Annotated in this window: 11 protein-coding genes; 3 read left to right on the top strand and 8 right to left on the bottom strand. The window is 38.6% G+C overall.

Going from position 1 to position 21,241, the window contains the following annotated elements:
* The first annotated feature begins 126 nt into the window (after positions 1 to 126).
* The gene (locus CBF35_RS11495) at positions 127 to 744 is read left to right on the top strand and encodes a GyrI-like domain-containing protein (protein WP_126781313.1); all 618 of its coding nucleotides are present in this window, start codon (positions 127 to 129) and stop codon (positions 742 to 744) included.
* 63 nt (positions 745 to 807) lie between these two features.
* Here CBF35_RS11495 and CBF35_RS11490 read toward each other — a convergent pair whose 3' ends face one another.
* Positions 808 to 1,770, bottom strand: coding sequence for an L-lactate dehydrogenase (locus tag CBF35_RS11490; RefSeq protein ID WP_126781311.1), 963 nt, complete (start codon positions 1,768 to 1,770; stop codon positions 808 to 810).
* A gap of 210 nt (positions 1,771 to 1,980) precedes the next feature.
* Here CBF35_RS11490 and CBF35_RS11485 point away from each other — a divergent pair, with 210 nt between their 5' ends.
* Complete coding sequence (locus tag CBF35_RS11485) at positions 1,981 to 2,199, top strand: hypothetical protein (protein ID WP_126781309.1); 219 nt, start codon at positions 1,981 to 1,983, stop codon at positions 2,197 to 2,199.
* A 41-nt stretch (positions 2,200 to 2,240) separates the two neighbouring features.
* On the opposite strand, the gene CBF35_RS11480 is transcribed toward CBF35_RS11485, so the two are convergent.
* From CBF35_RS11480 to CBF35_RS11470, 3 genes are all read right to left on the bottom strand, one after another.
* Positions 2,241 to 3,011, bottom strand: coding sequence for a helix-turn-helix domain-containing protein (locus CBF35_RS11480; protein ID WP_126781307.1), 771 nt, complete (start codon positions 3,009 to 3,011; stop codon positions 2,241 to 2,243).
* 99 nt (positions 3,012 to 3,110) lie between these two features.
* Positions 3,111 to 3,758 (bottom strand): HD domain-containing protein, encoded by a 648-nt coding sequence (locus CBF35_RS11475; protein WP_126781305.1) that lies wholly within the window; start codon positions 3,756 to 3,758, stop codon positions 3,111 to 3,113.
* 100 nt (positions 3,759 to 3,858) lie between these two features.
* On the bottom strand, positions 3,859 to 4,584 hold the full coding sequence (locus CBF35_RS11470; RefSeq protein WP_126781303.1) for an SDR family oxidoreductase: 726 nt from the start codon (positions 4,582 to 4,584) through the stop codon (positions 3,859 to 3,861).
* Positions 4,585 to 4,698: 114 nt separating this feature from the next.
* Here CBF35_RS11470 and CBF35_RS11465 point away from each other — a divergent pair, with 114 nt between their 5' ends.
* Entirely contained in the window at positions 4,699 to 5,034 is a 336-nt protein-coding gene (locus CBF35_RS11465; RefSeq protein ID WP_126781301.1) for a winged helix-turn-helix transcriptional regulator, read from the top strand.
* A gap of 2 nt (positions 5,035 to 5,036) precedes the next feature.
* Here the strand turns inward: CBF35_RS11465 and CBF35_RS11460 are convergent, their stop codons facing one another.
* From CBF35_RS11460 to CBF35_RS11445, 4 genes are all read right to left on the bottom strand, one after another.
* Positions 5,037 to 5,582 carry a recombinase family protein gene (locus CBF35_RS11460; RefSeq protein WP_170174789.1) on the bottom strand — a complete coding sequence of 182 codons (546 nt, stop codon included), beginning with the start codon at positions 5,580 to 5,582 and terminating at the stop codon, positions 5,037 to 5,039.
* A 368-nt stretch (positions 5,583 to 5,950) separates the two neighbouring features.
* Entirely contained in the window at positions 5,951 to 6,985 is a 1,035-nt protein-coding gene (locus tag CBF35_RS11455) for a glycosyltransferase family 2 protein (protein WP_126781297.1), read from the bottom strand.
* A gap of 9 nt (positions 6,986 to 6,994) precedes the next feature.
* Complete coding sequence (locus CBF35_RS11450) at positions 6,995 to 8,284, bottom strand: nucleotide sugar dehydrogenase (RefSeq protein WP_126781295.1); 1,290 nt, start codon at positions 8,282 to 8,284, stop codon at positions 6,995 to 6,997.
* A gap of 143 nt (positions 8,285 to 8,427) precedes the next feature.
* The gene (locus CBF35_RS11445) at positions 8,428 to 21,150 is read right to left on the bottom strand and encodes a MucBP domain-containing protein (protein WP_126781293.1); all 12,723 of its coding nucleotides are present in this window, start codon (positions 21,148 to 21,150) and stop codon (positions 8,428 to 8,430) included.
* Positions 21,151 to 21,241: the final 91 nt, after the last annotated feature.

The following is a 21,241-nucleotide window of genomic DNA, read 5'->3' as shown; positions in this document are numbered from 1 at the left end:
GGTTTGTATTTAGGAATGATAACCATCGAAAGACTAATTAAGGCTGCTGCTGACTAATGTCACAGCAGCCTTTTTTATGCTATGATAATGTTAATAAACATACGTAAATTAAAAGGAGCTAGACAGATGAAATACGAATGGCGAAAAAACGATAAAGAACTTTATTTAACGAGTCAGCAACCGACCCTTTTGACTCTTCCAAAAATGACCTATTTAACTTTAAAAGGGGAAGGTAACCCTAATGGCGAAGATTTTTCAAAACGAATTGAAGCCCTTTACAGCTACTCTTACAACATTAAAATGTCTCCTCGCAAAGGCATCGAAACAGCTGGCTACTACGACTATACGGTTTTTCCTTTAGAAGCTTTTTGGGACTCCAAAGTTGTCGTCATTCCAGGGGAGCCACTTGATAAAGAGCAACTGACTTATGAGTTAATGATTCGCCAACCTGATTTTGTGACAACTGAATTACTCTCTCAAGTTAAAGCTAACGTTGCTAAAAAAGTTGCACCTGAACTACTCGAAGAAGTTCAATTGCAAGAGATAACTGAAGGTAAAAACTTACAACTCCTTCATCTCGGTAGCTATGACGATGAGCCGGCTAGTTTTGCTGAAATGGCAGTCTATTGTCAAACTGAGAATTTGGAACGCCTCGGTCATCGGCATAAAGAAATTTACTTATCTGACCCCCGGCGAACTGAACCAAGTAAACTAAAAACCCTTTTACGTTTCCCCGTCAAATAAAAACAGCAGTGATTTCCGTCCTGGCCTTAGTTAGCGGCCTTGTGAAATCACTGCTGTTCTATTTTATGACCTTAACTTGCTAAAGGCTTCTTCTCGCATACTGCGGATTGTTGCAACTGACTCTGACATTTTTTGTTTTTCTAAATCATTTAAAGGAATTTCGATAACTGATTTAATGCCTTCACGATTGATGACTGCTGGGGTACCGATGTAAATGTCCTCTGTGCCATATTCGCCGTCTAAATAGACCGACAATGGTAAAATTGCATTTTCATCATCAAAAATCGCTTTTGTAATCCGGGCTAAGGCGATGGCGATGCCATAATGAGTAGAGCCTTTCCGTTGAATGATTTTATAAGCAGCATCACGAACGCCAGTAACGAGTTCAATTAAGCTTTCTTCTGTCACTTCTGGGTGTTTTTTAACCCATTCATAGATTTGCATGCCGCCAATATTAGCGTGAGACCAAACTGGAAATTGAGTATCACCATGTTCACCAATAATATAAGCGTGGACATCGCGAGCATCAACTTCGGTAATTGTTGCTAAGGCACGACGGAAACGAGCGCTATCTAATGAAGTGCCGGAACCGATGACTTGGGAAGAAGGTAAGCCGGAAAACTTCCAGACGGCATAAGTTAAAATATCCACAGGGTTACTGGCAACTAAAAAGATCCCGTTAAACCCACTGGCCATAATATTTTCAACGATGGATTGAGTGATTTTCAAATTTTTATTAATTAAATCTAAGCGGGTTTCCCCAGGTTTCTGTGCTGCGCCAGCTGTTAAGACAATTAAATCGGCATCATGACAGTCTGCATAAGTAGCTGCGTAGATTTTTTTAGGGGAAGTAAAGGCTAACCCATCTGATAAATCTAAGGCGTCTCCTTCACTTTTACCTGTATTTAAATCAATAATTCCTAATTCTCGCCCAATATTTTGAGCAACTAAGGCAAAGGCGTAACTCGAACCAACATCTCCTGCGCCTACTAAGATAATTTTTTCTTTTTCCTTTTGTAATGTCATCTCTATCACCCTTATCTTCTATTATTTGCCTACAATGTTATTTTAACTCTTTTATTATTAAGTAGACACTTTTTTGTCCCGGGAACTTATATGACAAACTAATGTCATTCCTAGTCTAAATGACAAACTACTGACATAATGTCTTGATAATGATTTATCACTTAAAGGCTTATCATGTTATAGTAAGAGAGTAAAGGAGGTTGTTAATCGATGGCATATTGTGAAGATATTGAACAACTATTAATTGCTGAAGCTAAGAAGGAGTTACCACCACTGGTCACTCATGTAAAAAATTACCCAAACTTCCTTCAACAAGACGTTGAAGATACGGCAAAAACTCTTATCGCTAACAAGTCTATTCGTGCAAGCTTCCATTTTCACTACAAAGACCTTTGCACTATTACTTTTCTAGCTAACCGGAACTTTTAAACACAAATCCCCAACTTCTAAGAAAGAAGTCAGGGATTTTTTTATTTCTTAACAGACTGGTAGGTTTCGATAAACTTTCCTACTAAAACAAAAAGAACAGCACCAATCCCGTTACTAATTGACGTGATGATTGTACTTAAAACAACTGTCTCTGCCCCTCCCATGAGATTCGTTAAATAATTAGCCGGAATCGCCACTAGACATAGGAGTGCCAATGAGTAGCTCCACTGCCACTTCAATCGCCATTTGATTAACCCGACTAGCCAAAGTACTCCTAGCCATAGCAAGCAAATTGGTAAAGCAACTTCCATAAACCACTTTTCTTGAACAAGATGATTATTAATTAAAATCGATTCTAATAACATTAAGTAAAGCGGGATTAAACCACTTAAAGCGATACTCCCTTTTAAGAGCTTGGCAGTTTTGCTGCTAGTTATAATCACACTTGGAATTAGCACTAAAGCCAGACTTAGAATGACAATTAAAGACCAACTAAGCTGCCGATTAATGGCTAAATCGACTATTAAAGAAATCATTCCTCCTAATAATACTAACCCGTAACAAATGTTTTTGGCTATTTTCAGCCCTGTTGTTTTATTAATTTCTTTCACGATCCGTGCATCTCCTTTGAGTAGGGTATCGAGAGAGATTTGATAATAATCGCTAATTACGATAATCGTTTCTAGATCAGGGTAATTTTTTCCAAGTTCCCAATTTGAAATTGCTTGTCGTGAGACGTGTAAGTTTTTAGCAACTTCATCTTGAGTTAAGGCAAGTTCTGTTCGCCGACTTTTTAATTTTTCACCAATCATTAGCTATTCCCTCCCTAAATTCAGTCTACCAAAGTTCACTAATATTCCTAGCAAGGATCTCTTGCATCCTTGTTATATCAAGCTTTTAATTTTTAATAATTAGTTTCCAGACCATTCTTTCATAAAGGCTCTTAAAAAATCTTCCATCATTTTTAAGCGCTCTTTGCCAATTTCTTGTGCCAAAGTTGTATTTAGTAAGCTTGGTATTTTTAATAGTTTCTCATAAAAATGATTAATGACCGTTTCATTAACTCGATACTCTGCCTTTGATTGTAAGTCTCGAGGTAAGATTGCTGGATCATGAATTTTATGGCCAGTTTTGCCACCATAATAAAAGGTTCGGGCAATCCCCGTCGCCCCAATAGCATCTAAGCGATCAGCATCTTGGACAATTTGAGCTTCAATACTTAAGACCACTGGCTCTTTCCCTAGACTATGACTAAAGGAAACATTCTCAATAATATCAGCTATTTCAGCAATTTGTTGACTTGTCAGTTGAATTTCTTGTAAAAAGCTGTTTAGTTCTTGTTCAGCGACTAAAACATCTGGGACTAACTTATCATCGGTTACGTCATGTAAGTAGGCAGCAGCTTGTATTAAAAATAAATCACAGGTTTCACTTTCAGCTAGGCGTTCCGCCATTTTCACTACTCGCTCAATATGATCCATACTATGGCCGGAAGCATCTCCTGCTAAAACTTGTTCGGCATATGCCTTAATGTTAACTAACTGTTCACTTTGATTCATCTTTGATTTCCCCCAGTTTTAAGCGACTTCCTCTATTCTATCCTATTTTGGCAAACAAAAAAAGAACGTAAAAAAGTTCTTACGTTCTAATAGTTAATTTTTAATTATCTTGACGGGTGCTAGCAATCACTAATTCACGAATCGACACATTTTGGGGACGCTCATACATAAAAGCCACACTTTCAGCAACTTCTTGGGGATCCATAGCTAGCCCACCCATCGTCTCTTTCCACTCATTATAACCATCTTTAATCTCAGCATCTGTGGTGTGAGTTAGTAAGTCTGTCTCAGCTGCTCCTGGTGAGATTAATAAGACTCTAACGTTGTCTGCAGAAGCTTCTAACCGAACAGTCTCAGTTAAACCATGAACACCATACTTCGTGGCACAGTAAGCTGCATGATTAGCAAAAGCTTTAAAACCAGCAATTGAAGAGACATTAATAATTGTTCCGGTTTTAGCAGCTTTCATTTGTGGTAAGACAGCACTAACACCATTCAAGGTCCCTAGTAAATTGGCTTCAATCATCCGTTGCCACTCTATAGGCTCTTGTTTGCCTAAATCCCCTAATAACATTTGGCCAGCATTATTAATTAATAAATCAACTGGTCCGTATAACTCTTCCGCTTTTTTAATCGCAGCTACAAAACTTTCTTGATGGCTAACATCAACTTTTTCAACTAAGGTGTTTGGCAAGTTAAACTCTTCCATCAACTCTTTACGGCGTCCGATTAATAGTAAGGGATGGCCTTTACGACTAAACAAGTAAGCCATTTCTTTACCAAAACCACTACTAGCACCTGTAATCACAACTAATTTCTTTTTCACAATCAATTCCTCCAATGTTTTCCTTGCTTTTACTATACAATAGATATAGATTAATACTAGTACGCACTTTCAAGTAACGTAGTAACTTATAAGTTACTACTAGGAGGAATAAAGATGTATCTAAACGAATTTGATGCCACGATGCAACTGATTCAAGGCAAATGGAAAATTTATATTTTATACGATATTCACGAAAATAAAGTCGCTCGTTTTAATCAATTGTCCCGTTCAATTAAAACTGTGGCTAATAAAACATTAACTAATCAGCTGCGAGAACTTGAAAACGACGGCTTGATTAGTCGGCATGTTTACCCCCAAGTGCCACCAAAAGTTGAATATTCCCTAACAAAAAAAGGACAAAGTTTAATCCCTGTCCTTGACGTTATTTCTAATTGGGGCTTAGCGAATGTTCCTGAGCATGAACTCAAAGAAATATTGTGTACTGATTAAGACTACCAATCCTCATCTGGCCGGGCATATTTATACGCGGTTCCGATCGAAACATCACATTCTTTTGCAATTTGTCTAAAGGAATGGGTCCCCTTTTTGTGCAACACTTTAATTTTTTTTATTGTGTCTTCTTCAATTTGTGGTCTTCCAAGAACTACCCCGCGAGACCGTACTTTTTCAATGTTTAATTTAGTTTTAAATTGAACAATTGGGATATGTGTTTGCTTCAGCAAGCTAACCATGTGATAAAAATCTTTTTGTTCATGGGTATCTAACTGATCGGCAATCGCAATTAAACGGATTTGTTTATCAGCCAACTGGGTGGTGATTTCTTCAAATGTCACAAACTCTTGTCCAAATACTTGTAAATTATAAACGACTAATTGGTCTTCATTTCTTAACTGCTGCAGTAATTTATTCAATTCTTTACGAACACTAAAATTCGTTTCTTCAATGAATATTTCCCGACATTTATAAGACATGACTTTTTCTAATTGATTGGTCGTTTCTACTGGAAAATCTTTTCTAATATACCCGTATATAGCCATTTCCATCCTCCTGACAAGATTTTTTGGTAGTTCACGATTAAATCTTCGGGAGTTTTTTATACCTCAAAACAATTTTCGAACACATGAATAGCTACCTTTATTAAAAGTATAAGCCTTAAAATCAAGCTTTGCAACGGCTTTCCTTTGATTTCCACTGACTGAAAACGTTCGTATAACTTCTTTATCGAACGTTTTGTTCAATAAAGGGTCAATATCTATTGCTATCACTTCATTTTATTAATAGTCTAATTATTATTATTAGTTGAAAATCGTTCATAATATAGGTCTATTTTGTTCTTATTTTATTATTATAAATAAAATATGTACATAACTATCTGTAATCAGAAAGTTATGTACTTAAACTTTAATTATAGTTCAGGGACCTTACGAGTTAGCCAGTCTGTCTCTTTTAAATAAAACAACGCTTTGTATTTCAAGTAAATCAGCACGATTGAATTAAAGAGAAACTCTAATGGAATAATCAGCAACATATACAATAAATACTCTTTTTTAATAATCGTTGATCTTCCAGCTAAGTAGACTAGACTTTGTAAGTAGCGAATACCTAAGCGAACAAAAATGTAAGTCATAATCAAGGAATAGAATCCGTAATAAGCGGCCACACCTAAAGTCACTACAAAGAAAGGCAAACTAATTAAGTAACCCATTCCTAATAACGGAAAGAATAATTGTTTAAACGTCAAATGTTTTAACTGGAAGGGGACGGCTTTCCAACTCCCTTTGGCCCACCGCAAACGCTGTTTGACCGTGCCTTCAATATCCTCTGGCATTTCTGAATAAACGATGGCCTCAGAAATCCCTACTGCCTTACCTGCAAGTAAGCTATACAAACATAACTGACGGTCATCACTGTACGTGCCACTAGTGACATACTCTTCTAAGTGATCGAAGACTACGTCACTAGCATAGAGTGCTAAAGCGCCTGAAGTTGTCTCTAAAGAGCCAATTAACGAACGAATCGGTCGACCTAACAAACAAGTGATCCCAATATTTAAGTCAGCCACCTTAGTAATTAGGTTTTTTTTCCGGTTGCGAGTTAAGACCACCCCTGTGCAAGCTTTTAACTGACTGTCGCCTTCGAAGGTTCTCACTAGATTTTCGACTGCCTGATAATCTAGTACAGAATCAGAATCAACTGCTAAAACATAATTATAGTCCTGGGGATTTAAGCTATCTAAGGCTTTCTTTTGTGCATAGCGCTTCCCTTGATTGCTTTGATAATGATAAGTAATTTTCGGGTGTACTAACTCGATTAGTTTTGTGGCAGAGCCATCATCTACGACATGGATAGCTGAGACGGGAAAGATTAAACGATAAGAAATAAATAAAAATATCCCTAGCGCAACTATTAGTATCGGATTAAACCATTTTCTTCTAGTCATATATACCTCCTATAGGGTGATTTTTCGTGAATCGTTAATATCACGACAACTATTTTTAGTGTCAATCAATAGTTGACTATGGGTCACCAGTTGGCGATAGTCCAAGTAATCATGGTCGACTAGTAATAACGTCATATCTGCTGCATTTAAGTCTGGATAATTGACCTTTTTGACTGGAATAACTTCCCCTGATTCACTCGTCATCTCTGTCAATAAATCATCGTAAACTTCGCAACTGAAATTATAACTAGCTAAAGCTTTAATTAATTTCGGGACAGGGCTCATTCGATAATCTGGGACATTTTTCTTATAAGTGGCGCCGACTATCGCGATTTTCCCACTAGTCAACGATTGCTTTTGACTAACTAGCAACTTTAGAACCCGCTTAACAGTGTAATCAATCATGGATTCATTGACACGACTTGCTGCTTCAATCATTTCCGTCGTCATGCCATACCCTTTCATATACCAACTAGTGTAATAGGGATCAACTGGGATACAATGGCCACCAATTCCGACAGCTGGGGTAAACTTCATAAAGCCAAAAGGTTTCGAGTCTGACGCATCAATGACTTCAAAAGGATCGACTTCTAACTTATCACAAATCTGGGTTAATTCATTCGCTAAGGCAATATTTACGAAACGGAAGGTGTTCTCATGTAACTTTGATAACTCGGCGACTATGGGACTTGAAACAATGTGAGTCTGGTTCGATAATACCTCAGAAACTAATTTCGAACAGTTAGCTGTCACACCGCCAACAACTTTAGGAACCACATTCAAATTACCATCACCTGGGTTAATCCGTTCTGGAGAATAGGCAACGAAAATATCTTTACCAATTGCCCAGCCTTGTTCTGTTAGTTTATTCACTAAATATTTTTCAGTTGTGCTCGGAAAGACTGTACTTTCTAGTACTAAGACTTGACCGGCTCGAACTTGTGAAATGACCATACTTGCGGCTTTCTCAACATAGGAAATATCTGGGATTTGATGACTGTCAATCGGTGTCGGGACGTCGATAAAAATAATATCAGCTGCTCGCAATTCTTGATAATCACTTGTAAAACTAACGACTTCTTTGGTGATCAAGTCTTGTAATTGCTCATCTGAAATATCAGAAATATAACTCCGACCTGCGTTTAACGCTTGAATCTTTTCTTCTAAAATATCAAAACCGATAACATGATACCCATTTGTAGCTAAACTCACAAGATTAGGTAAACCGACATACCCTAAACCAACAATACCAATTTGACATTTCTTTTCAGAAATTAACTGAGAAACTTTTTCGAACATCCTCTCACAACCTTTCAATTTTTAATACTAAATAAATTATACCTTTCACAAACCTCCCTTGGTTTCACTTTACCCAATAAACAAACCTGAAAAATGACTACCACAAAAAAAAACCGACAAAATTAATTGTCGGCTTGCTACGTTTATTTAAAAAGTTTCGCTTTTTGGACTTTGCGACGATATAGATAAAAGGCTACTAATATCCATCCAAATAGATAGTTATTGTACGAGACTGCTTCAGAAGTTTGCGGTAATAATTTTTTGTTTTTTTGCTCTTTATTTTCAGCTGGCTTCTTAACATCCCCTTGATCTTTTCCAGGTTTTTCTGGTTTACCTGATTCATCTGGTTTATCATCTAGTTTGTCATCTGGTTTTGGTTTTTCAACAGGTGGCTTACTTGTGTCCTCTTTGATTTTTTTGTAAACATAATTTACAGTGATTGCTTTATCTGTATAACTACCTTGAGCATTTTTAGGTGTATACATTAACTTATACCCTTTAATTTCAACTGCTTTCGTTTGGTACTTTTCACCAACCTTAGCCGTTAAAATGACTTGGCTCGCTAACTCTTTCCCTTTTTCATCTAGGTAATTAACAGTCACTGTTGACTCTTTAACTGGTGGAATCACAACTGGTGTTTCTTCCTCATAGACATACTTAACAGTCGTTGGTTCTTGGCTATATTGGCCATTAGCATTTTCTGGGATACTGATTACTTTATAACCAGAAATTTTAATTGCTGTCGTCTGATAGCCTTCTCCTAATACGCCTTCAAGAACTTTGGGTTTACTTAACTCTTGACCTTTCGTATCAACATATAAGACGGTAACTGTCCCTTTTAAGTCAACTGGCGGTGTGTTTTTATCATAGATAAAGGCTAACTTAATTTCTGTCATATTAGGAATGAAATCAATTGTAATAACATCTTGACTAGCAACCTTCCTTTGACCAATGACATGATAACCTGTCACTTCTTTGGCATAGACATTTAAGCTTGTACCAACTTGGCCAGTATAACTATCTGCTGCTGCTAAAACAGTTCCTTGGCTATCGACATAATTGACAACAGCCTCAACTAAATGAGCTTTATACGTATAAGTGACGTGAGTTTCTTTAGCTGTATAGACTCCTTGTTGATTTTGCGGTGTTTGATCTAGGAGCCAACCAACGTACTCTTTGCTGACTGTCTGATAGCTCTCACCAACAGTCCCTGTCATTACAATCACTTCTAAAACATCGCCATTGCCATCCCGATATGTGACTGTCACAGTTGATTTATCAACTGTTTGATCTTTTTCATAGCGGTAGATGACTTCGATTGGTGATTCGCTGTACTTCCCAGTACTATTGGCTGGCGTTTCAACTAAACGGTAACCCGAAATAGCTTTAGCTTCCGTTTTATATGGTTGATTAACTATTCCTTGTAAGATGACTGACTGAGCAATTTCTTCATTAGTCTCTGATAAATACTTAACAGTTACTTGAGATTTAATTGGTAAGACGGCTGTTTTACGATAAACATAATTAACAACAATCTCTTCTTCAGTCATCACACCTTGACTGTTTCCAGGCACTTCTATTAATTCCCAACCTGAGATGGCTTTAGCTTGGGTATAATAGGTTGAACCAATCGTTTCTTTAATCGTGATTGGTGATAATAAATCATTCCCAGCTTCATCAACGTAATTAACATAAACTGTTGAATGAGTCACAACTGCGGCTTTTTCATAAATATAAACGACAGTCTTCCCAGCTTTTTCATAATTACCACTTGTTGCCCCGTGGCTTTCTAGCAAGTTCCAGCCAGAAACTGTTTGTGCTTCTGTTTGATAAGTAGTGCCAATCTGACCTGTTAAGGTTCTTATTGGAGCGACCATCTCACCTAAGGCAGTTTCAAATTTAACAGTAACTGTTCCTTGGACTGCTTCATAGATGTAAGTCACGACAATTCCCGCTTCAGTATAAATACCTTTACCGTTACTAGGTACGGTGATTAACTTCCACGCTTCTTGTTCCACTGCCTTCGTCTCATAGACACTACCGACATCACCCGTTAACTCTTGGGTTTTGGCAACTTCTTGACCATCACTTGTTACATGTTTAACTGTGACTGTACTTTGTGTTTTACGATAAACGTAAGTGACTGTTACCCCATTTTCACTATAAAGACCTTCTTGATTCAATGGCTTCTCAGTTAAGACCCAACCACTAATCGTTGCCTCTTTCGTCTGATAAGCTGTACCGACTTGGCCTGATAGCTCTTGAGGTTTAGCCAATTCAGTGCCTTGATTATCTACATGGATGACTTTAACTTTTCCAGTCACTTTTTTATAGATATAATTGACTGTTTGTGTCTTTTCAGTAAATTTACCTGTCATCCCAGCTGGTTTATCGATTAATTCCCAACCATCAATTTCGATAGCTTTCGTTTGATAGTCCTCACCAATCTGACCTTCTTGAACGACCTCCTTGGCAACTTCATTGCCAGCAGAATCTTTATGAGTGGCAATGACTTTCCCAACTGTTGGAATTTTCTCGTAAACGTACTTAACGGTTTGTGCTTCTTTTGTATAAGTTAAGTCTTCCGACTCTGGTTTTGTTTTAACGCGCCAGCCTTCTTTTGTGACTGGTTTTGTTTTGTAAGTTGTCCCTACGACTTCCGTTGTCGCTACGTCTGGGGCGTATTCTTTCCCTTCAGTGTCTTCATGTTTGACGGTAATTGTTCCTGTAACTGGGATTTTCTCGTACACATAGGTAACTATTTGTGCTTCTTTTGTATAAGTTAAGTCTTCTGACTCTGGTTTTGTTTTAACGCGCCAACCTTCTTTGGTGACTGGTTTCGTTTTGTACGTTGTTCCTACGACTTCCGTTGTCACTACATCTGGGGCGTATTCTCCACCTTCGGTGTCTTCATGTTTTACGGTAATTGTTCCCGTTACTGGGATCTTTTCGTAAACATAAGTAACTGTTTGTGACTCTTTCGTGTACGTTAAGTCTTCACTTGTTGGGGCAGTTTTTACGCGCCAACCTTCTTTGGTGACTGGTTTCGTTTTGTACGTTGTGCCTACGACTTCTGTTGTCACCACATCCGGAGCGTATTCTTCTCCTTCAGTGTCTTCATGTTTGATGGTAATTGTTCCCGTTACTGGGATCTTTTCGTAAACATAGGTAACCGTTTGTGCTTCTTTTGTATAAGTTAAGTCTTCACTTGTTGGGGCAGTTTTTACACGCCAACCTTCTTTTGTGACTGGTTTTGTTTTGTAAGTTGTCCCGACGACTTCCGTTGTCACTACGTCTGGGGCATATTCTCCACCTTCGGTGTCTTCATGTTTGACCGTGATTGTTCCCGTTACTGGGATCTTTTCGTAAACATAGGTAACCGTTTGTGCTTCTTTTGTATAAGTTAAGTCTTCAGACTCTGGTTTTGTTTTAACGCGCCAGCCTTCTTTGGTGACTGGTTTCGTTTTATAAGTTGTTCCTACGACTTCCGTTGTCACTACGTCTGGGGCGTATTCTTTCCCTTCAGTATCAATATGTTTGACGGTGATTGTTCCCGTTACTGGAATCTTTTCGTAAACATAGGTAACCGTTTGTACTTCTTTTGTATAAGTTAAGTCTTCCGACTCTGGTTTTGTTTTAACACGCCAGCCTTCTTTTGTGACTGGTTTCGTTTTGTAAGTTGTTCCTACGACTTCCGTTGTCACTACGTCTGGGGCGTATTCTTTCCCTTCAGTGTCTTCATGTTTGACAGTGATTGTTCCCGTTACTGGAATCTTTTCGTAAACATAGGTAACGGTTTGTGCTTCTTTTGTATAAGTTAAATCTTCACTTGTTGGAGGTGTTTTTACACGCCATCCTTCTTTAATGACTGGTTTTGTTTTGTACGTTGTTCCTACGACTTCCGTTGTCACAACATCTGGGGCGTATTCTTTTCCTTCGGTATCTTCATGTTTGACGGTGATTGTTCCCGTTACTGGGATTTTTTCGTAAACATAGGTAACAGTTTGAGACTCTTTTGTATAAGTTAAATCTTCACTTGTTGGAGGTGTTTTTACGCGCCAGCCTTCTTTTTTGACTGGTTTTGTTTTATAAGTTGTTCCTACGACTTCAGTTGTCACTACGTCTGGGGCATACTCTCCACCTTCTGTGTCTTCATGTTTGACGGTAATTGTTCCCGTTACTGGGATTTTTTCGTAAACATAGATAACTGTTTGTGACTCTTTTGTATAAGTTAAATCTTCAGACTCTGGTTTTGTTTTAACACGCCAGCCTTCTTTTGTGACTGGTTTCGTTTTGTACGTTGTTCCTACGACTTCTGTCGTCACTAAGTCTGGGGCGTATTCTTTCCCTTCAGTGTCAATATGTTTGACGGTGATTGTTCCCGTTACTGGGATTTTCTCGTACACATAGGTAACTGTTTGTGCTTCTTTCGTGTACGTCAAGTCTTCACTTGTTGGCGCAGTTTTTACGCGCCAACCTTCTTTGGTGACTGGTTTCGTTTTGTAAGTTGTTCCTACGACTTCCATTGTCACTACGTCTGGGGCGTATTCTTTCCCTTCAGTGTCAATATGTTTGACGGTGATTGTTCCTGTTACTGGGATTTTCTCGTAAACATAGGTAACGGTTTGTGCTTCTTTTGTATAAGTTAAATCTTCACTTGTTGGGGCAGTTTTTACGCGCCAGCCTTCTTTGGTGACTGGTTTCGTTTTGTAAGTTGTCCCTACGACTTCCGTTGTCACTACGTCCGGAGCGTATTCCCCACCTTCGGTGTCTTCATGTTTGACGGTGATTGTTCCCGTTACTGGGATTTTCTCGTAAACATATTTAACTGTTTGAGACTCTTTTGTATAAGTTAAGTCTTCAGACTCTGGTTTTGTTTTAACGCGCCAGCCTTCTTTTGTGACTGGTTTCGTTTTGTACGTTGTTCCTACGACTTCCGTTGTTACCACATCCGGAGCGTATTCTTTCCCTTCAGTGTCGATATGTTTAACGGTGATTGTTCCCGTTACTGGGATCTTTTCGTACACATAGGTAACTGTTTGAGACTCTTTTGTGTACGTTAAGTCTTCAGACTCTGGTTTTGTTTTAACGCGCCAGCCTTCTTTGGTGACTGGTTTCGTTTTGTACGTTGTTCCTACAACCTCTGTTGTCACTACGTCTGGGGCGTATTCTCCACCTTCGGTGTCTTCATGTTTGACGGTAATCGTTCCCGTTACTGGGATCTTTTCGTACACATAGGTAACTGTTTGAGACTCTTTTGTGTACGTTAAGTCTTCAGACTCTGGTTTTGTTTTAACGCGCCAGCCTTCTTTTGTGACTGGTTTTATTTTGTAAGTTGTTCCTACGACTTCCGTTGTCACTACGTCTGGGGCGTATTCCCCACCTTCGGTGTCAATATGTTTGACGGTAATGGTTCCCGTTACTGGGATTTTCTCGTAAACATAGGTAACTGTTTGTGCTTCTTTTGTATAAGTTAAATCTTCCGACTCTGGTTTTGTTTTCACGCGCCAGCCTTCTTTGGTGACTGGTTTCGTTTTGTACGTTGTTCCTACGACTTCCGTGGTCACTACGTCTGGGGCGTATTCTTTCCCTTCAGTGTCAATATGTTTGACGGTGATTGTTCCCGTTACTGGGATTTTTTCGTAAACATAGGTAACAGTTTGAGACTCTTTTGTATAAGTTAAATCTTCACTTGTTGGAGGTGTTTTTACGCGCCAGCCTTCTTTTTTGACTGGTTTTGTTTTATAAGTTGTTCCTACGACTTCAGTTGTCACTACGTCTGGGGCATACTCTCCACCTTCTGTGTCTTCATGTTTGACGGTAATTGTTCCCGTTACTGGGATTTTTTCGTAAACATAGATAACTGTTTGTGACTCTTTTGTATAAGTTAAATCTTCACTTGTTGGAGGTCTTTTTACACGCCAGCCTTCTTTGGTAACTGGTTTCGTTTTGTAAGTTGTTCCTACAACCTCTGTTGTCACCACATCTGGGGCGTATTCTTTTCCTTCGGTGTCTTCATGTTTGACGGTGATTGTTCCCGTTACTGGGATTTTCTCGTACACATAGGTAACAGTTTGAGACTCTTTTGTATAAGTTAAATCTTCACTTGTTGGAGGTGTTTTTACACGCCATCCTTCTTTGGTAACTGGTTTCGTTTTGTACGTTGTTCCTACGACTTCCGTGGTCACTACGTCTGGGGCATATTCTTTCCCTTCAGTGTCAATATGTTTGACGGTAATTGTTCCCGTTACTGGAATCTTTTCGTACACATACTTAACGGTTTGAGACTCTTTCGTGTACGTTAAATTTTCACTTGTTGGAGGTGTTTTTACACGCCAACCTTCTTTAATGACTGGTTTTGTTTTGTAAGTTGTTCCTACAACTTCCGTTGTCACTACGTCTGGGGCATATTCTTTCCCTTCAGTGTCTTCATGTTTGACGGTGATTGTTCCTGTAACTGGGATTTTCTCGTAAACATAGGTAACTATTTGAGACTCTTTCGTGTACGTTAAGTCTTCACTTGTTGGAGTTGTTTTTACACGCCAACCTTCTTTTGTAACTGGTTTTGTTCTGTAAGTTGTTCCTACAACCTCTGTTGTCACTACGTCTGGGGCGTATTCTTTCCCTTCAGTGTCAATATGTTTGACGGTGATTGTTCCCGTTACTGGGATCTTTTCGTAAACATAAGTAACTGTTTGTGACTCTTTCGTGTACGTTAAGTCTTCACTTGTTGGGGCAGTTTTTACGCGCCAACCTTCTTTGGTGACTGGTTTCGCTTTGTAAGTTGTTCCTACGACTTCCGTCGTCACCACATCCGGAGCGTATTCTTTCCCTTCAGTGTCTTCATGTTTGACGGTAATGGTTCCCGTTACTGGAATCTTTTCGTAAACATAGGTAACGATTTGTGCTTCTTTTGTATAAGTTAAGTCTTCAGACTCTGGTTTTGTTTTAACACGCCAGCCTTCTTTGGTGACTGGTTTTGTTTTGTATGTTGTTCCTACGACTTCCGTTGTCACAACATCTGGGGCGTATTCTTTTCCTTCAGTGTCAATATGTTTGACGGTGATTGTTCCCGTTACTGGGATTTTCTCGTAAACATAGGTAACTGTTTGTGCTTCTTTCGTGTACGTTAAGTCTTCACTTGTTGGAGTTGTTTTTACACGCCAACCTTCTTTTGTAACTGGTTTTGTTCTGTAAGTTGTTCCTACGACTTCCGTTGTCACTACGTCTGGGGCGTATTCTTTCCCTTCAGTGTCAATATGTTTGACGGTGATTGTCCCCGTTACTGGGATTTTTTCGTAAACATAAGTAACTGTTTGTGACTCTTTTGTATAAGTTAAGTCTTCAGACTCTGGTTTTGTTTTAACACGCCAGCCTTCTTTGGTGACTGGTTTTGTTTTATAAGTTGTTCCTACAACTTCCGTTGTCACTACATCCGGAGCATATTCTTCACCTTCAGTGTCTTCATGTTTGACGGTGATTGTTCCCGTTACTGGAATCTTTTCGTAAACATAGGTAACGGTTTGTGCTTCTTTTGTATAAGTTAAGTCTTCAGACTCTGGTTTTGTTTTAATGCGCCAGCCTTCTTTTGTGACTGGTTTTGTTTTGTACGTTGTTCCTACGACTTCCGTGGTCACTACATCTGGTGCGTATTCTCCACCTTCGGTGTCTTCATGTTTGACGGTGATTGTTCCCGTTACTGGGATTTTCTCGTAAACATAGGTAACTGTTTGTGCTTCTTTCGTGTACGTCAAGTCTTCACTTGTTGGGGCAGTTTTTACGCGCCAACCTTCTTTTGTGACTGGTTTCGTTTTGTAAGTTGTTCCTACGACTTCCGTTGTCACCACGTCTGGGGCATATTCTTTCCCTTCGGTGTCTTCATGTTTGACGGTGATTGTTCCCGTTACTGGGATCTTTTCGTAAACATAGGTAACGGTTTGTGCTTCTTTTGTATAAGTTAAGTCTTCAGACTCTGGTTTTGTTTTAACACGCCAGCCTTCTTTTGTGACTGGTTTCGTTTTGTACGTTGTTCCTACAACTTCCGTTGTCACTACATCTGGGGCGTATTCTTTCCCTTCAGTGTCTTTATGTTTGACGGTGATTGTTCCCGTTACTGGGATCTTTTCGTAAACATAGGTAACGGTTTGAGACTCTTTTGTATAAGTTAAATCTTCACTTGGTGGAGGTGTTTTTACACGCCAACCTTCTTTAATAACTGGTTTCGTTTTGTAAGTTGTCCCTACGACTTCCGTTGTCACTACGTCTGGGGCGTATTCTTTCCCTTCAGTGTCTTCATGTTTGACAGTAATAGTTCCCATTACTGGGATCTTTTCGTACACATATTTAACGGTTTGTGCTTCTTTTGTATAAGTTAAGTCTTCAGACTCTGGTTTTGTTTTAACACGCCAGCCTTCTTTTGTGACTGGTTTTGTTTTGTACGTTGTTCCTACAACTTCCGTTGTCACTACGTCTGGGGCGTATTCTTTCCCTTCAGTGTCTTCATGTTTGACGGTGATTGTTCCCGTTACTGGGATTTTCTCGTACACATAGGTAACGATTTGTGCTTCTTTTGTATAAGTTAAGTCTTCAGACTCTGGTTTTGTTTTAACACGCCAGCCTTCTTTGGTGACCGGTTTCGTTTTATAAGTTGTTCCTACAACCTCTGTTGTCACTACGTCTGGGGCGTATTCTTTTCCTTCAGTGTCAATATGTTTAACAGTAATAGTCCCTACTGTTTTTTCATAGATATAATTAACTGTTTGAGCAGTTGTCGTAAAATCACCTGTATTATTACTTGGGGTTGTTTTTAGTTTCCAACCTACTTTGTCTACTGGGACAGCTTTATACGTAGTTCCTAGTTGTCCTGTTAATTTGACTGATGGCGAGACTTCCGTACCGTCTTCCCCTTTATGAGTCACGGTTACTTCTGCTCCCATGACTTTTTCGTAGACGTAGTTTACTGTTTGAGCAGTTGTCGTAAAATTACCCGTATTATTACTTGGGGTTGTTTTTAGTTTCCAACCTACTTTGTCTACTGGGACAGACTTATACGTAGTACCTAATTGTCCTGTTAATTTGACTGCGAGCGAGACTTCCGTACCGTCTTCCCCTTTATGAGTCACTGTTACTTCTGCTCCCATGACTTTTTCATAGACGTAATTTACTGTTTGAGAAGTTGTCGTAAAATTACCTGTATGGTTACTTGGCGTGGTTTTAAGCTTCCAACCAGTTTTTTCTACTGGGACAGATTTGTACGTAGTTCCCAGTTGACCTGTTAATTTGACTGCGGGCGAGACTTCCGTACCGTCTTCCCCTTTATGAGTCACGGTTACCTCGGCTCCCATGACTTTTTCATAGACATAATTTACCGTTTGAGCAGTTGTCGTAAAATCACCTGTATTATTACTTGGAGTTGTTTTTAGTTTCCATCCAGTTTTGTCTACTGGGACAGACTTATACGTAGTTCCTAGTTGACCTGTTAATTTGACTGCGGGCGAGACTTCTGTACCGTCTTCCTCTTTGTGAGTCACGGTTACTTCTGCTCCCATAACTTTTTCATAGACATAATTTACTGTTTGAGGCGTTGTCGTAAAATCACCTGTATTATTACTTGGAGTTGTTTTTAGTTTCCATCCAGTTTTGTCTACTGGGACAGACTTATACGTAGTTCCTAGTTGACCTGTTAATTTGACTGCGGGCGAGACTTCTGTACCGTCTTCCTCTTTGTGAGTCACGGTTACTTCTGCTCCCATAACTTTTTCGTAGACGTAATTTACTGTTTGGACGGTTGCCGTAAAGTTACCTGTATTATTACTTGGCGTGGTTTTAAGTTTCCAACCAGTTTTCTCTACTGGAACAGATTTATAAGTAGTTCCTAATTGTCCTGTGAGTTTAACTGCGGGCGAGACTTCCGTACCGTCTTCCCCTTTATGAGTCACGGTTACTTCTGCTCCCATGACTTTTTCGTAGACGTAGTTTACTGTTTGAGCAGTTGTCGTAAAATTACCCGTATTATTACTTGGGGTTGTTTTTAGTTTCCAACCTACTTTGTCTACTGGGACAGACTTATACGTAGTTCCTAATTGTCCTGTTAATTTGACTGCGGGCGAGACTTCCGTACCGTCTTCCCCTTTATGAGTCACGGTTACTTCTGCTCCCATGACTTTTTCGTAGACATAATTTACCGTTTGAGGAGTTGTCGTAAAATTACCTGTATTATTACTTGGGGTTGTTTTTAGTTTCCATCCAGTTTTGTCTACTGGGACAGACTTATACGTAGTTCCTAATTGTCCTGTTAATTTGACTGCGAGCGAGACTTCCGTACCGTCTTCCCCTTTATGGGTCACGGTTACTTCTGCTCCCATGACTTTTTCATAGACGTAATTTACTGTTTGAGAAGTTGTCGTAAAATTACCTGTATTATTACTTGGAGTTGTTTTTAGTTTCCAGCCTGTTTTTGTTACTGATTCTGTTGTATAGCCGGTTCCTAGTTGACCTGTTAATTTGACTGAGGGCGAGACTTCCGTACCGTCTTCCCCTTTATGAGTCACGGTTACTTCTGCGCCCATGACTTTTTCGTAGACGTAATTTACTGTTTGAGGCGCTGCCGTAAAGTTACCTATATTATTACTTGGAGTTGTTTTTAGTTTCCAACCCGTTTTCTCTACTGGGACAGATTTATACGTAGTTCCTAGTTGACCTGTTAATTTGACTGCGGGCGAGACTTCCGTACCGTCTTCCCCTTTGTGGGTTACGGTTACATCGGATCCCATGACTTTTTCATAGACATAATTTACCGTTTGAGGAGTTGGCGTAAAATTACCAGTATTATTGCTTGGAGTTGTTTTTAGTTTCCAACCTACTTTTTCTACTGGGACAGATTTATACGTAGTTCCTAATTGGCCTGTTAACTTGACTGATGGCGAGACTTCCGTACCGTCTTCCCCTTTATGGGTCACGGTTATTTCTGCTCCCATGACTTTTTCGTAGACATAATTTACTGTTTGAGCAGTTGTCGTAAAATTACCAGTATTATTGCTTGGAGTTGTTTTTAGTTTCCAACCAGTTTTGTCTACTGGGACAGATTTATACGCAGTTCCTAATTGCCCTGTTAATTGAACAGGTGCAGATACTACTTCACCATCTTCGCTTTTATGGGTCACGGTCACTTCTGCTCCCATGACTTGTTTATAAATATACTTAACTTTTTGCTCATTTTCAGTAATTGTTATTGTTTCATTTGTTGGTTTAGTTTCTACTGCCCAGCCAGTAACAGATACTGGTGCGACTGTCACATTACTACCGATTTTACCGGTATGACTTGTTTGAGCAGCAATTGGTACACCTTTTTCATCCACATGATCGACTACTACTTTTCCTTCTGTAGGGATTTTATCGTATAAATAAAGAACTTCTTGGACACTTGATTTATATGTCCCACTGCTATTAGTTGGTGTTTTATTTAATCGCCATCCTGCTACTGTTACGGGATTTGTGTTGTATGAACTCCCAACCGTTCCTTTGGTTTCTTGAGTTGGTGCGACTTGTGTTTGGGCAGCATCTGTTCCCCGATGAATAATTTTAACTGTCCCTTCTTCTTGAGCTGTTTCAAATACATCTTGGTAGAATGTGACATTAGTACTAGACAGTCTTAAGAATAATTTGTGTGGTTTACCTGTTTCAGATGGGGTCAACCACGTAATCTTGTTATTTTCATAAATCCCAGCAGTTTCAGGCGTTATTGTTTGTATTGTAGCTAGTTGCCCTTTATTATTCAGCAACTTTCTTTCTTCGGGCTTATTAATTACTCCTGGAGATAAATAAATTATTTGTTCTGCTGAGCCTGTTAAAGTTATATTTGAATGATTACCAAATGAAGAAAAATCCCAAATACTATTTTTATTCAAATTCATTCTAATTTTGTTATTAGGTAAATTATCAAGCAAACTAGCTATATTCTCAATTTTATTATCACTTAAATCTAATGTTGTAATACTATCTAACCCTTTTAAAAAGTTAGTTTCTGTAATATTTCCTCCTGTGATGGATAATTTTTTTAAGTTTGTTAATGAATTATTAAGCTCTGACAAATTTGCGTTAGGCATATTTTTGAGATTTAATTCTTCTAAATAAGGCATTTTCTTTACAAATGAAATATCTGTTGTTGCTGCCCCCCCCATAGATAATGATGACATATTTACTAATTCTTTCAGTACAGACGTTTCTGAAAATCCTGGTTCCAACGGTAGAATTAAATTCTCTAAGTACTTAAAATTTGATAAGATTGAAATATCTATTACTTTAGTATTTAATAAAGATAAATTGCTTAGTTCAAGTAATCCTGATAGACTTGACAAATCTACGATATTAGTTCCATCAATCTTCAGATTACTCAAACCTTTAGAGGTTGCTAACGGACTTATATCCGTAATATTATTCCCACCTAAATCTACATAGGTCAATTTAGTTAGTCCACGTAAAGGTTCAATACTGCTGATATTTTGAAGCGACGCTGTTAAACTCCTTAAATTAGTGGCTTTTTCCAAACCTGTTAAATTTGAAATCGATTCACTTGTTGTTAAACGCAGCGTTTCTAACTTAAGCATTTCTTGTTCTGTAATTATTTCTGGTTGACCTTCAATACTTCTTCTAATTGCCATTTCCAATGATTTATCAGGAATTAGTACAACACTTCTACTACTAAATCCTTCATTTTTTAATGGATACAGATATCCCAATTTTTTTTCAACCACTTCTTTTTCTATTGTACCTTCATTAATAGTTACTCCATAAACTGTTACCGCTTGACCTAGCAATAAACACAAAACACTAACTAATGCAATTATCTGCTTAATTTTTTTATTCATTATTCTCCTCCAATTAACTTAATCGAATAATTTATAGAAAAAGGGATACATAGAATAAATCATTGAACCTTCTATGTATCCTCTTTCTATG

It is taken from the genome of Vagococcus salmoninarum, assembly GCF_003987495.1.
Taxonomy (GTDB): Bacteria; Bacillota; Bacilli; order Lactobacillales; family Vagococcaceae; genus Vagococcus_D; species Vagococcus_D salmoninarum.
This window is presented reverse-complemented; position numbering and strand designations above follow the sequence as displayed.